At 36.9% G+C, this 14618-nt stretch carries 11 protein-coding genes; 5 read left to right on the top strand and 6 right to left on the bottom strand.

Annotation, left to right across the window (positions count from 1 at the left end; all coding sequences use genetic code 11):
• The first annotated feature begins 514 nt into the window (after positions 1-514).
• Complete coding sequence (locus IG80_RS0110125) at positions 515-1360, top strand: 2-phosphosulfolactate phosphatase (RefSeq protein ID WP_032113947.1); 846 nt, start codon at positions 515-517, stop codon at positions 1358-1360.
• Here IG80_RS0110125 and IG80_RS0110120 read toward each other — a convergent pair.
• From IG80_RS0110120 to IG80_RS0110095, 6 genes are all read right to left on the bottom strand, one after another.
• Positions 1343-2053: a polysaccharide deacetylase WbmS family protein gene (locus IG80_RS0110120; protein ID WP_052046354.1), complete on the bottom strand. Its 711-nt coding sequence runs from the start codon at positions 2051-2053 to the stop codon at positions 1343-1345. The genes IG80_RS0110125 and IG80_RS0110120 overlap by 18 nt on opposite strands.
• A complete protein-coding gene (locus IG80_RS0110115) occupies positions 2050-2973 on the bottom strand; it encodes a radical SAM protein (protein WP_032113946.1) in 924 nt (307 codons plus the stop codon). Before IG80_RS0110115 ends, IG80_RS0110120 begins: the two co-directional genes overlap by 4 nt.
• Entirely contained in the window at positions 2966-4633 is a 1668-nt protein-coding gene (locus tag IG80_RS0110110; protein ID WP_032113945.1) for a glycosyltransferase, read from the bottom strand. The genes IG80_RS0110115 and IG80_RS0110110 overlap by 8 nt, the downstream gene beginning before the upstream one ends.
• Positions 4602-5720, bottom strand: coding sequence for a glycosyltransferase family 4 protein (locus IG80_RS0110105; RefSeq protein WP_032113944.1), 1119 nt, complete (start codon positions 5718-5720; stop codon positions 4602-4604). The genes IG80_RS0110110 and IG80_RS0110105 overlap by 32 nt, the downstream gene beginning before the upstream one ends.
• A gap of 12 nt (positions 5721-5732) precedes the next feature.
• Positions 5733-7433, bottom strand: a complete 1701-nt coding sequence (gene wecB / locus IG80_RS14725; protein WP_052046353.1) for a non-hydrolyzing UDP-N-acetylglucosamine 2-epimerase — start codon at positions 7431-7433, stop codon at positions 5733-5735.
• A gap of 395 nt (positions 7434-7828) precedes the next feature.
• The gene (locus tag IG80_RS0110095; RefSeq protein WP_052046352.1) at positions 7829-8158 is read right to left on the bottom strand and encodes a helix-turn-helix domain-containing protein; all 330 of its coding nucleotides are present in this window, start codon (positions 8156-8158) and stop codon (positions 7829-7831) included.
• A 777-nt stretch (positions 8159-8935) separates the two neighbouring features.
• Between IG80_RS0110095 and IG80_RS0110090 the strand changes: the two genes are divergently transcribed.
• The 4 genes from IG80_RS0110090 to IG80_RS0110075 all read left to right on the top strand — a co-directional run bounded on the left by IG80_RS0110090 (position 8936) and on the right by IG80_RS0110075 (position 14421).
• Entirely contained in the window at positions 8936-12547 is a 3612-nt protein-coding gene (locus IG80_RS0110090; protein ID WP_032113943.1) for a tetratricopeptide repeat protein, read from the top strand.
• A 90-nt stretch (positions 12548-12637) separates the two neighbouring features.
• Positions 12638-13021, top strand: coding sequence for a transposase (locus tag IG80_RS0110085; protein WP_052046351.1), 384 nt, complete (start codon positions 12638-12640; stop codon positions 13019-13021).
• Between the two features lie 405 nt (positions 13022-13426).
• Positions 13427-14137 carry a group II intron reverse transcriptase/maturase gene (gene ltrA, locus IG80_RS0110080; protein WP_052046350.1) on the top strand — a complete coding sequence of 237 codons (711 nt, stop codon included), beginning with the start codon at positions 13427-13429 and terminating at the stop codon, positions 14135-14137.
• Positions 14138-14172: 35 nt separating this feature from the next.
• On the top strand, positions 14173-14421 hold the full coding sequence (locus tag IG80_RS0110075; protein ID WP_032113179.1) for a hypothetical protein: 249 nt from the start codon (positions 14173-14175) through the stop codon (positions 14419-14421).
• The last annotated feature ends 197 nt before the right edge of the window (positions 14422-14618 follow it).

Raw genomic sequence — 14618 nt, 5'->3', positions numbered from 1 at the left:
ACAATTTTAAATGTCATGTTTAAAACGTTAGAACCCGAGTATCCTAAATCACTTGACATTTAAGATGGTAGCATCAGTGACCTACATATCATGGTGATGAAGAACAGCAAAATATAGAACCTTTAAGAAAAACAGTGCCGGAATATAGCTTTTAAAACAGTGCCAAATCTTGTAAATTTGCTATTCTGGTTAATTTAGAAGTGAAAAATTTTAAGTATTCACGTTGTTTAAACATCTTTACTTCTACGAAATTTATAAATAAATCTTCAGAAGGTAAAGGTTCTCTAAATGCCGCACCCTCATGCTCTATGTGAGGTTTTTGATATAATTTTATTTAAGAGAGCCTTTCCTGCGCGCTTTGTATGGGCGCACTATCCCTCATATATATTGAAAATAACTTTCCCGGGTCCTCTTTTATCGGACCTTTCCACGCAGGACCTTTGCCAAGAAGAGCGACTCTCTTCATCTATAAAAGTGCTCTCATTTCTTGAACCCTATCCTTGAGGAAATGATTATGAATTTATTAAATCTGTTAAAATACAACCAGTGTTTATTAAGGAAAGCAGCATTAACAATAGCATTTAGAATTTTTGTTGCTCATCTGGGTCTTTGTTTATTTAATGCTAACTCTATCATTTGGGCTATGCAAGAAGAAGAGGTAGAAAACATAGTCTCTATTCATTCATCTGTGCCCATTAATTTTGTCCATAAAAAAGACCAATCTCAGATAATTGTCATCATTGATGCATTTCGTGCTTTTACTACTGCATCTTACGTTCTCGAGAATCATCCAGCATCTTATACAATAGCGGTTGAAAGTACGGTTATATCCCGATTGTCATCTGGCTATACAAATCCTTTGCTGATTGGAAAGCCAGAAAAGGATTCTACTCTTTCATATAATATACCAAACTCTCCAACGCGTGTTCTTGAAATGGAAATAAAAGATCAGCATGTGTTTCATAGAACTGCAGCAGGAGCCAGAGGCCTTCTTCTTGCCAGAGAAGCAGATATCGTGCTTGCCGCAAGTTTTGCGAATATTGAGGCAACTGCCCAATATATAAAAAATATTCCTAATTCAAGGGTTAGTATTATTCCCATGGGTCATGAAGCAACAACCCCTTCTTTAGAGGATAATCTTTGCGCTGAATATCTTAAAGCCTTACTTAAGGAAGAAGAAATGAACCTGACCTCCTACCTACCAGCCCTTCGGGAAGGTTCAGGCGCGTATTTTTTTTCACAAGATCAATGGCAATACCCGAGGGAAGATTTTGATCGTTGCCTCAAAATAGGGCAATTTAATTTTGCAATCCAGGCCTTGGTGCAGGAAAATTATGCAACATTAAGGCGTATTGATTAAAAAAGACCCTAATGAACCTGTAGGAGATCCTAGCTGGAGCAAATCAGTAATTAAATCACGGATTCCACGTCCCTTCCAACGAAGTTTTTTTAAAGTTTGCTCGGTCATATTGTTCCATTCCATGCGGTTTAAAGTTTTTTTAATATCATACATATAAGAAAAATGAGGTGTATTAAGAGCAAAATGCATAGGATGAATGATAACAATTTTTGCTCCTGACCCTAAGACCCTCGTCCTTAACACAGGTGTCATTTTTAAGGAATGATTACGCCATAGATATCCCCCATCCTCTAAAAAGATAGGAACTTCTAAAAGTCCAAAACGATCTCTAAAAGGGGGGACTACCTCTAGATCAGTGCAAACATTGGAAGAAATTACCATCCCCGCTTCCGCCATAGCTTGCCTAGATGAATTACACACCCCAAATCTGTGACAACGAAAAGCTGGTAGATTATGAGGTAAACCAAGTATATGTTTTACGACCTCAGAAACGGTCGATCCATGAGACGACGTTGAATCAAAAAAGGGATGAAGACCAACTTCTAATTCCTTCATAGCTACTTCTACTCTGGGCGAACAATGTGTAATAAAGACTGTAGGGGTAATATTTTGCTCTTTAAGAAAATCAAGGGTCTCTTCTATAGCAGGCTCACAAGCCCAATCTAAATCAACAGTAATAAAAAGCTTATTCATCGTTGTACCTGGTGAAATTGTCGGTATAATTCATGATCAATATCATGACGAGCAAATAGTTCTGCCATAGAAGGATATGAACGAAGGTCCCCTGTGCGCTGGCTAGTTGTCCACGTGTCATTCGCTCGCATGTATTGCGCATTCCCATAAGGGAGAATATTAAATAATGAGGCATTCATTTCCTGATTGTCTTTAAAATGTAAGCGAATGTTACGCCCGGCAAGAACACGTTCAACGCGTGCTTTAAATGTTTTGTAAAAATTCGATGCAATTGCATGCATGGTATCTCGGTCAGGAGCGTCATAGGACATATACTGATAAAATTTCCAAGCTGACACTTGTCCCCCAGCTGATTCAATAGCATCTAGGATAACAGCAACTTCATCAGGTAAGAGTAAGTGATTTTTTTGTCCAATTACACTATGCAGTTTTAGCTCAATACCTTTTTTTGAAATAAGACTACAAATATTAACAATGTGGTCAAAGTACTGAGTATGACCTCTGTGATTTCTGCCTATTTCTGTCAAAAAACTATCCTTGACACCATCTATGGTCACAGCAACCATATCCACCACTCCTTCCATCTCGCTAGCAACTCTTTCATCAAGATAAGTGCCATTAGTGTATAGTTCTATTTCTAAATTTTTAGAAGGATCAGGAGAACGAAATGTACGAATATGGCGTAAGAGTTCAATAAACTCACTTGGAGGATGTTTACCAAATATAATAACTTCCCCGCCAGAAAGTGTAAGTCTACGAAAACCAAAATTGTGATATAAGTGAGAAACCAGCTCCTTTTTTCCATTCAAATCAAGCTCTGCTTTGAGTTGATGGGGGGCATTTTCTAATACGCAGTAAGTACACCGCAAATTACATCGGTTTGTTACCATCCAATAACCCTTATAATAGGTTTTAGACATTTTCGACCTCCTTTTTTTGACGTTTGTTATTAGGGGATGAGGTAATAAGAGTACCATCAAAGTAAGTTAATAGTTCTTTGTCATAGGGCCCGTCTCCAAATACATGGACACATCCTGACCAATTAATATGATGTAAAAGTTGATGAACAGCATGTAATTTAGAAGCTTCCCAGTGAGCAATGAAGGCTACATTTTGATAAATCTCGAGGCGTAAACCAAAGATAGGAGGTAATGCTCTATAAGGAGCTGTAAGCTGGATTATTTCCCCTCCAAACTCAATACGCTTTAGTTGAGGAACTGCTGTTTCTATGCGTGTAACATCATCTAGATTAAGAGGTTTAAGCCAAAGAACCTCACCAAATCCGTTTGTAACAATGGCGCCTCCATAGCTCACAATCCAATCAACCGTTAAGCCATAATAATCTAGTTCTTTCAACAAATTCTCAATGGGGCGGGCACTACAGATGACACGTATGGGAAAATGACGAAAAGCTTCCATGCATCTTTGAGTTTTTTCTGGGTCACTTTTATGAAAGAGTGTTCCATCAAAATCACATACAGCAATAAAATCCTTTTGATAAATCTTGGCAACGAGTAATCGAGACAAAATTTCTTCATTATATAATTTTCCAATTTCCAATGCCATTGAGGATAACGTTGACAAATTACTGAGCATCTCCCAAATCGCTTTCAAAGCTTGATCATAATCGTCTACAAAACGTGCATAGGGTAGATGCTCTAGATACTCGGCAGCAGCATTATTTGCAGCTCTTGCAATATTAGGTAGTCCAGAAGCCAAAGTCTCAAAGATTGATCTTCCAAATGTCTCACATGTTGCCATGGAAAGGTGAAGATGAGCATCTTTAATCATAAGTGCAAGTTTAGTGGGTGGAACATGCCCGGTTAACTCTACAGCTTCATTAAGCCTCAACTGAAGAATTTTTTCTTGAACAGCTTTTCCGTAATCAGAATTTTGGATTGGCCCGATGACACGTAATGTTGATCCTGGAAAGTGTGCGTGCACATCTGCAAATAATTGTATTAGCCCTAAAGTATCTTTTTGAGGCTTTATACTCCCTATGCTACAAAATCTAGGAGGGCCATCAAGAGATCGAACTTTAGGGGCTATAAGGCTTGTATCAACTCCTCTAGGAATTACATGGATGCGCTCCTCGGGGATACCATAAATCTCTACGAGTTGGCGCCTTTCTAGAGGGCTTGGTGTCAAAATGTCTTGAGAATAAGCAAGAGCTAGACGCTCCATCTCAAAGTAAGTGTCAGGGACTATTTCGCCAGAAGCTCTATAAGAGGGGGTTAGGAACATTGGAAATGTCCAGATATGTATGCCTTTGCATAAAGGCAAACTGACAAGCCCGAATTGCATGGACACATGGATAAAAATAAGATGGGTAAATAGATGCTCCACCTCTTTAATTTTTTCTGCAATAAAACTTGCATTAGCAATTCGCCTTTCAAAACGATTGTTTGAATTGAAAGGGTAGTTGAAAGACCATGTAGCTGAAGAATCTGTTTGGGCGCCAAATTGCATGATACTGAGAGAGCTGTCAAAAGCTTGTTGCAGAGTATCCACAACTCTTGCACCCCCATCTCTTTGTGTTTCAGATGGATTACATTTTTCTGTAATTAATAAGATTTTCATGATTATCTCTAAACAATTCTTCATAGCGGTTAAATACTCTGGCCCAACTAAACTCCTCACTAAAGGCATGACGTATAGGTATATTCTTAAAAACTGACATGAGTTGATTAGCAATATGTGCAGCATCTCCAAGCTCAACCAATACCCCGCGATCTCCCGTAACAACTTCAGGAAAAGCCCCACTTTGACTTACCACCACAAAAGTACCAGCGCTTAAGGCTTCAAGGATAGATCGTCCCATACCTTCCGAATGAATATATGATCCCCCTGGAACTTCTGTTATTTGATCTGTGCTAAGTTGCATATAAACATCAGCACGCATAATCTCATGGCATACTTCTTTATTATCAAGTACACCAAGGAATTCGACCACTGAGCTTAAATTATCTCTCAGCACTTGCTCTTTTGCATGGAGGAGTAAAGGGCCATCCCCTGCAAAGCGAAGTCGAAGCTTATATCCTCTGGAGACTAGATGGTGTATGACAGATAATAATAAAGAATGATTTTTATAGGGAACAAAACGAGCAGCGCAAAAAATGGTTAAATATTTATTTCGCGTCCTTTTGACTGATTTGAAGGCAGCTGTATTTACACCCCCAACGCAGCGTACAAAAGGGCATGTTATACCTAACTTAAGCAGACGTTGTTCAGTATAACCCGAATTTGTAATTAGGATATCTACCAAACTATTAAGTTGTTTAACCCAATAAGATTGCCTTAAGGAATGATCCAAAATTTTTTGGTAAATAAGAGGAGCTTTTAAAATTTCATTTCCTCCTGTTCTATAAATAAAGATAGCCTTGGGAAAGGTATCCCGAATTTGAGAGAGCTCCTCAATCCATCGCCCGCTATTAAAGAAGACTACAGTAGGGGAGAGATGAGCTGGTAATCTTTTAAGATTTATTAAATTTCTACTATCTTTAGTTATTAGGCAGTCTTTCCCTGCAGCATTTTTAGTGATGACTCCAGAAAGGGGAAATCGGGGGCTGGCAGTAAAATGTTCTATAAAGTAACCTGCATGCATTTCCATTCCCCCAATAAGTGGAGGAAGACGGTCAGCAAAAAACAGAATATTTAGAGGTCTCATAAAACAACCTCTCTATAATTTCTTTTCTAAGATTTTAACAATAGGTTCTGCAGCATGGCCATCTCCGTAAGGAAAATGCACCTTTGACATAGATTTTAATATTTGCTCATTTTTCAGTAATTCTTTGCAACAACTTATAATGTTAGCAGCCTTTGTACCAACTAATCGTGCTATACCAGCTAGAATACCTTCTTGCCGTTCAGTAGCGTTACGCGCTATCAATACAGGCTTACCCATAGAAAATGCCTCCTCTTGAATGCCTCCAGAATCAGTAATCACAAAGGCACATTTATCAAGGAGATTAGTAAATGAAAAATGATCAAGAGGTTCTATTAATTCAACCTTGTGCACTCCGAATAAAATCTCCCTCACGGGCTTATGTACAGTAGGATTAGGGTGTAAAACAAATTTAATATGAATATCTGGAAACAGTTTAACTATTTGGCGAAGTGCCTGACAAACTTCGATTAGGGAAGCGCCATGGTTTTCTCGACGGTGCATGGTTACTAGGATAAAACGCTCTTTAGAGGAAAGGGGAATTAAAGATTTGCGCGCGAGCCTTATGGCGTCTATGCTGGTATTTCCGACAACCCATACTTTTTCAGGAGGCACACCCTCTGCTAAAAGCATATCTTGTGCTTTTATTGTGGGTGCAAAACAGAAGTTTGCGACCTTGGCAATCATGCATCGGTGAGCTTCTTCAGGCCAGGGAGAATTAAGGTCACCTGTTCTCAATCCTGCTTCAATGTGTGTTATAGGGATTGCTGCATAGAAAGCTGCTAATGCTGCTATGAATGCTGTGGTCGTATCACCCTGAACAAGTACCAGATCAGGTTTAGCTTCTACTAAAATTTTACCTATTTGTTTTAAAATATACGCAGCACTCTCATACAGAGACCCACTCGTTTCATATCTTTCAAATTGGTAATCAATCTTAACATCATGGTTGAGAAAAAAACTATCGAGTAAATGGGTGTGTTGACGAGTAATACATATTTTGCTTTTAAAATATTTATTCTGGCAAATAGCCACTAAGATGGGAGCAAGCTTAATGGCCTTAGGACGGGTTCCTATAATATCACGATAAGTGTTTTCGGCAAGTTTACCTGCTTCTGCTGTTCGTGTATTTGTAGCGAATATATCACCATGAATAAATGATTGATAAAATTCTACCGTATGCAAAGTGGAAGTTTCATCTATACCTCCCACCATACGATCATTGTAGACAAGTTCATAAAGAAGGTTCCCTGGTAAAACTCGTTCAGGACAATAAGCAACATAGACGTTAGTACAACTACTTTGTAGTTTCTTTCCTATTATTTCGGTCGTTCCTACAGGACAAGTCGATTCAATAAATACAAGATTATGAGGGCAAAGATAGGGTCCTAGAGCGTCAATAACTGTTTTTACATAAGAAATATCTGGCTGATTATTGAAGGCTAGAGGAGTAAGAACAGCAATAATATAAACATCAACAGGTGCAATTTTTGTGGAAACTTTAAGGCGGCCACTTTGAATAACTATGCACAATAAATCTTGAAGCTTAGGCTCTGAATTCATTAGTCTTTTTGATTGGATACGATTGATAGCTGTAATATAATTATCAACCCCAAGGACTTCATAACCAGAAGCTGCTAAAATACAAATGGTAGGAAGGCCTATATAACCTAATACGATGATACAAACTTGCTTGAATGTTTTATTGGCAGTCATAAATTTTCATCACCATAAAACGCAAGCAAATTTTTTAACTGTAGGTAAAAAATAAATTTCATTGTGATCATGTATTATTTTTAGGATCGGTCGCATCCACATTATTATTCACTGAACAATAGAGTGGGGGATTTATCTTGAATAGATTAGTTGAAAAAATACCAATATTTCCCGATGGAAGGCAGTATAAGGATCCAGGCAGAGTATTGTGGCAGACAGTATTGCATTTAGTTTAGGCTACATGAGCCCCAATGCGTTTGAGAGAAGTAAGGCCGTTCACATCTCTATTGTCTAAAAATGCGGGGGGAGATCACAACTATGAACCCTATATATCAAAAATCTGAAGAGAAATTCTTCTTTAGAAATGAAGTGTGCAGCATAATATTTAATACTGACTATAGCTTATTTTTGCTGCTAAATTGTCTAAATTTGGGGTCCACCTCTACCTTCACGATAATTTCTTCCAAAAAGAAATAATCTTCTTCAGCGTTTTGATAAAAGAAATTTATTGGAACAGATAATATTTTTGAAATTTCTTGCAACCGGCTAGCCGAAACACGATCTATCCCTTTTTCATACTTAAATATTTGTTGAGGCGTAACGCCTAAGGCTTTTGCTAACTCATGCTGTTTTATCTCTTTTTCAATACGCCGTTCTCGTATTTTCTTGGCTATATAGAGATCTTTTGCAGTACAAGACTTTTTATTTGGTAATAAAGATTTCATTTTTTTCCTGACATTATGCAAACATAAAAAAATAGAGGTAAAAGCTTTTGAGAAGTCTTTTTACTAGAGATATTGTGAAGCCTTTATGGACTCTGAAAAAATTAATTTGTTCCAGGCTTATTCGCAATTCTCTCATTTTATTAGCCAGTATTCTTATACTTTTACCCTTAGAGGAAAATATTTAATTTTATTATTAATGACTGTTTTTTTAAAATAAAATTAGATTATCTCCTATTACTACCGTTTTTTTCTGGGGTTATACATTTTTTCTTGTGCTTTATTTATTTTCTTTTATCTAGGAACTTTTACATTCCCCTTACCAACAGGATGCTTAATATCACTGGCTTCACCCTGAAGGAAATACCATGGAATAAACAGATAAACAAAGCTAGATTACCTTCTGAAGTTTTTTTATATTTTTAAAAACCATAATATGCTCCTAAGTATTATTATTGTTATTAAATCTAAGATAGAGAACTTTCTTTTTTAGAGGTTCAACAAAAGGTCTTCCTGAGCCTTTCTTCTTGTTACGGATAGACCTATGTTCCTTAATAAAAAAGAGTCTGTTGCAACATCGTCAATTTAGAAAGTTATTGATGATGAAGATATAGGACAGTAGACGTAGGGAGAAGTCTAATGAGCTGTCTGATAAGGTCTTTATCCTCCTCTTGGAGTATGTTAAGATGTTACCATCAAGAATACCTAAAAATAAAATTCTTAATAAATTTTTATATTTCTTGATGAATAAATACTTCATATGAAGGGTCTATTTCCCTGATGCAAGAAAATAAAATTATTCCGACCCATGAGCTTTATTATGAGCATCTAACCCAAATTAATGGGATAGATTTTACTCACCGAAAAATAGATATTATTGCCTGCTTTATAAATTCAAAACGTCCTAATGAAATTGCTCATTTTTTATCAATCAGTAAAAAAACTGTTAGCACCTATACCAACCAAATTACCGATAAATGTGGCGCCAGTACCCGCGAACAAGTGGTCGATTTTGTTAAAAGGTCTGATAAGTTTAACTTTATCAAGGATAAGTATCTTCCCAATTTGTTGATTAGAGTGAAATTTGAAGAGCAATTAAGAAAAATTTCTCAACTAATAAGAGGTGAAACGGCTTTCTGTTATGAAACAAATCGACAAACTCAAAAAGATATAGGATATTTTGTTAATCAAATTAAAAATCATTTGAACCAAGCAGGAATTTCTGTACGTAGTCGTACTACAGAAGGCTATAAGCCCCTTGGGGAAGTTATGCCAAATTTAAAGGATAAAAATAGAGATTATAGTATCTATATCTTTCCCAAAAATTTAATAGGCTCTTTTAAACAAGAGGTAAATATTGATAACTTAACAAGGTTAATCCTTAGAACAAACTCTCATTCAGGAGAAGTTATTTTTTTTCCTGAAGATAAAGAAATTATCCTTAAAGAAAAACAACATGCTCAACAAATTTTATTTTTAGAAAAAGAGAATTATTATTTTTCAATATTAGAAATACTACAAAAAATATATCCTCAAATTAACGTCAACTTATATGTTGAAGAGTTAAAAGAGATATTTAGAAAAACTTCTTTTCCCGAAGAGAATAGTAGTCATAAATTCAATAAAAATATTTTAGAATCTATATTTATTTCTCACCTTCTTAAAAAAAGAAATAATCGGTTATGGATCCTGGGCACTTTTGGGCTAAGCCTTTGCTTTTTAAGTTGGATATTCTTGAATGTGAATGGCCATACTACAAAAAAAACGGATCAAAATAGTAAAGTTCAGGAACAACATTCTATTCGATCGGATTTACCCCTCCCCCTTGAGGCAAATCTTTTAATACGGTCTCAGATTCTTGCTAAAATAGAAGAAAAACTGAGAGCCCCACAGGGCGTCCAAACAATTTCTCTGTTGGGAATTGTGGGAATAGGAGGAAGTGGAAAAACCACAATTGTTCGTCAATTTGGGCGTTCTCAAAAACTCCCTCTGGTGTGGGAAATTAATGCTACAACGAAAGATAGCCTGATAAGCTCATTTAAAGACTTGGCGTATAGGCTTGCCAAAACAAGGGAACAGAAAAATGAATTAAGCTTTATCTACACGATAAAAAACTCTCAAGAAATGGAAAAGCAACTTTTTTATTTTGTTAAGGAACGGTTGAAAGGAATGTCTAATTGGTTGCTTATTTATGATAATGTGGAAACCTTAACTAGTATAAAAGACTATTTTCCTCACGACCCTACTGTTTGGGGAAGTGGGAAAGTCATATTTACCACTCGAGACAGCAATATTAAGAATAATATTTACCTAACTTCAGAGCATATCATTGAAATGAAAGGATTAAATAAACCGGAAATTTTAATGCTTTTTAGTAAAATCCTTTTTAACTGCGAGTCAGAAAAATTATCAAAAAAAGAGCAAGAAGAGGCACTGAACTTTTTACAAAATATACCACCTTTTCCCTTAGATATGGTAACAGCAGCTCATTATTTAAAGCAAACAGGAATTTCTTATGCAAAGTATTTAGAACACCTTCATAAAAATACCGAAGATTTTATAAGTACGCAAAAGAATTTTTTGGAGGATAGTGGGGAGTATGTTAAAACCCGATATGGTATTATTACCTTATCTTTACAGCATATTATGGAGGTTCATAAAGATTTCGGTGAGCTTTTACTATTTATAAGCTTACTTGATTCTCAGAATATTCCGCAAGATTTGTTGAGTATTCTTAAAAATGACGTAATTGTTGAAAGATTTATTTACCATTTAAAAAAATATTCTTTAATTAATTTTGAGTCCTCAGAGACTCCTGAATTTATAGCTTGTATTTCCCTTCATCGCAGTACACAAGAAATAATTTTTACTTACTTGGTTAAGATCCTCGATTTAAAGAAAAATAATTTTTTAATAAATAGAATTGCCGGTAAATTTGAAAACTACTTATCTTATATTATTGACATAGAAGATTACTTAAGAATGAGATTAACTGTAAGCCATTGTGAAAAATTTTTAAGCAATAATTATTTTTTAACAAGTCTTATTAAAGAAAAAATAACTGCAGAATCTGGGTGTCTTTATTACTACCTAAGCAATTACGGAAAAGCTCAACAGATACTTGAAAATAGCTTGATTACGCTTAACCAGTATAAAAATAAAGACTATTTAGGGCTTGTCCGTCTTTTGTCTCACTTAGGATATATTTATAGAGAACATGGTCATTTTGAAAAAGCGGCAACTGTCTTAGAGCAGAGTATTACTATCTATAAAAAGCATCTTTCAAAAAATCATATAGGATTTGCCCACTCCCTAGCTTATTTAGGACTTATTTATCGAAATCTAAACCGTTATGAAAAAGCAAAAATTTTGCTTACCCATAGCCTTGACATGTATAAAAAATATTTTCCTAAGAATTATAGGGGAATTGCGCGGGTTTTAGCCTATTTAGGAATGCTTTATAGAGATATAGGAGTTTATGAGGAAGCAAGAAGCTTTTTTGACCAAAGTATATCAATTTATCAAATATATCTTCCTAATAATTATGCGGATAAAGCTTGGACACTACTGCAACTAGGAAACGTTTATAAATCGCAGGGTCACTATGAGAAAGCAAGGATTATTCTTGAAGAGGCTCAGACAATTTATAGCGAATATTTTTCTGAAGCTCATTCAGAAATGCCGTGGGTTTTAAGCAGGTTAGGAATAGTTTATACGGAGCTTGCTTACTATGATAAGGCCAAAAATTTGCTTGAGCGCGCCCTTAGCCTCCACCAGGCACATCATCAGCCAGATAATCCAGTAGCCATTGCCTATACCTTAACAGGGTTAGGAATTTTCTATATAGAACTTGCCAATTATGATAAAGCAAAAGACTATTTAGAAAAAGCCCGAGAAATTTATATGCATCAACTAGGAGCAGATAGTACGGGAAATGCTTGGGTTTTATTACATTTAGGAATTATCGAAAAAGAATTAAGTAATTACAAAAAAGCAAACATTTTTCTTGAGAAAAGTTTATCCATATACCATAAAATTTATGGTGAAGACCATATTGAAACTGCTTACGTCTTAAAAGCCTTAGGACAAGTATATACACTTGAGGGAGAAGTGGGTAAAGCTGAAAAGCTTATCAATAAAGCTTTAAGAATATTTCAGCAGCATAACCATCCTAAAAGATTTAGTGCTTTAGAAAGCTTAGCGGAACTTTATTTAAAAAAAGCAGTAAAAATAAAAGAAGATGTTGAACAGTCTCAGAATTTTAAGAATCATGCAATTGAATTATTAAAGCAAGCTCTTGCAATAGTTAAGACAGATTTTCCGATAAACTCTCCCCATATTGTTCGCCTTGAATCTAAAATAGTTGACCTTAATAAAAATATAATTCATTAGGGGTTCGGGGTGAGTTGATCTACCCCCAAAAAAGTAGACACCTGAGATCTGAACATTGAGAATAATCAATGTTAAAGATGAGGTGAAAAAATGACACAAAAAAGATTTTACGACCAAGAGTTTAAGCTAGGCGCTGTAAAGTTTGTTTTGCAGGAAGGTCGCTCCATTAACTCAGTGAGTGATGACTTAGGCCTTAGCAAGGCTAGTCTCCATAACTGGATAAAAGCCTATAAGGCTAATCAAACACAGGCTTTTTCTGGGAAGAATTATAAAGAAGAGCAAGAATTGAGACAGCTAAGGCGTGAGAATGAGATTTTACGCCAAGAGCGTGACGTGTGCCAAGAAGAAATACAAGGCTTTGTGTTTCGTGCTTTGGGTAAGATGGAGGAGAGGCCCTCCGGAACCACTGATCACCCAGGGGTTTCAAACAACCTTAAGCTGCTGCTAGTTAAGACCAGTGGTGGTGAGCGTTAAGGAAAAGGCATAGTTAAGTGCCATGTAAGACTTTATGGAGATGAACGAAAGTGAACTGCCGTATTTAAAGTATCGAAAACGTAAGTTGATGTCGAAATCAATTAGTTGTCACGGTAATTGAGAGCAAGGCTTGGTGGGTATGGTGAGTTCTGACCAAGTGACATCCGGTACATAGGTAGCATGACCTAAAGTTAGGCTTACTCAAGGAACTTGGGAACCTGAGCCTTTACACCAGGGAAAGCAACGCCAGCTAACGGTCGAAAGACGTGGTGTTAAGAGAACTCAGGGGCGGAAGAACCTGTAGTAGTGATGAGTCGTCTGTAATGGATGAGGAGCGAAGGGGGGAACTTATTGAGTCATAATAGGGAGTTTACACAATTGGAAACAAGAGGATGTAAATAAACAATGACAAAAGTGTATCAGATTGAAAAACGGTTAGTTTATCACGCCTGGCTTAAGGTGCGACAAAATAAGGGGGCAGCAGGCTGTGATGGCTTAAGTATTCAGGAGATTGAAGCAGATTATAAGAATCACCTATATAAGCTGTGGAATCGAATGAGTTCTGGAAGCTATATGGCTAGCCCTGTTAAAAAGGTGTCCATTCCAAAGCAGGGAGGAAAAGAGCGTATCCTGGGAATCCCAACAGTAATGGATAGGGTAGCGCAAATGGTCGTGAAAGAGAAGATAGAAGCTAAATTAGAATCAACATTTCATTCGGATTCTTTTGGCTACCGACCTAATCGTTCCGCCCACGATGCTATCGGGACAGTACGGAAGAGGAACTGGGATTACGCCTGGGTTATTGACCTAGACATTCAAAACTTCTTTGACTCAATCCCTCATGAACAAATGATGGAAATTGTGGAAAGAAGAATTGAGGAGAAATGGGCAAAGCTCTATATTAAGCGCTGGTTAAAAGCATCTACACAAGATGAAAAAGGAGAAGTAATGAAAAGAACTCAAGGAACGCCGCAAGGCGGGGTCATGAGTCCTTTACTAGCAAACTTATATCTTGATGAGGTCTTTGATTGGTGGCTGGATAAAGAAATACCCTGTGTTAAATTTGTCCGTTATGCTGACGATAGTGTGCCACGAGCACAAAGAAGGATTGTATGAAGCCAGAAGTATGATTTGAATTTGTGTGCAACTGTATGAGAGATGGAGGTAGGCCCTCCGAAGCCGCTTTGCAGGAAGAGGCTTCAAACCACTCTAAGCTGCGCTGGTCAAAAGCCAGGGTGGTGAGCGTTAGAGAAAAGGTATCTTGCAAGATATCAGGTAAGAATCAAGGAGATGAAGCGATTAAACCACTGCTGAAGTGTCGAAAGCGTATCGATGAGATCAAAACCGAGGGGGAGTCGTTAACTCGGGATAAGCTTAGCGGAAACCTGTTTACTGGCTAAGTGGTCTCCGGCATAGAGGTGGCATGAACTTGACTCAGGCTCTTATATGGAACGTGGGAACTTGTGCTCTGATGCAAAGGGAGACATCCAAGTGGAAGCCCCACAAGGATTAGAGTACCAAAGCAGAGCACAGGGGCGGATTGACTCGTATTAGTGAGGAAGTTAGTGAAAGCTAATGGAGCGAAGGGGTCGAGTTA

The sequence above is a fragment of the Candidatus Paracaedibacter symbiosus genome (assembly GCF_000757605.1).
Lineage (GTDB): Bacteria > Pseudomonadota > Alphaproteobacteria > Paracaedibacterales > Paracaedibacteraceae > Paracaedibacter_A > Paracaedibacter_A symbiosus.
The sequence above is the reverse complement of the archived record's forward strand: the minus strand, read 5'-3'. Positions and strand labels throughout refer to the sequence as shown.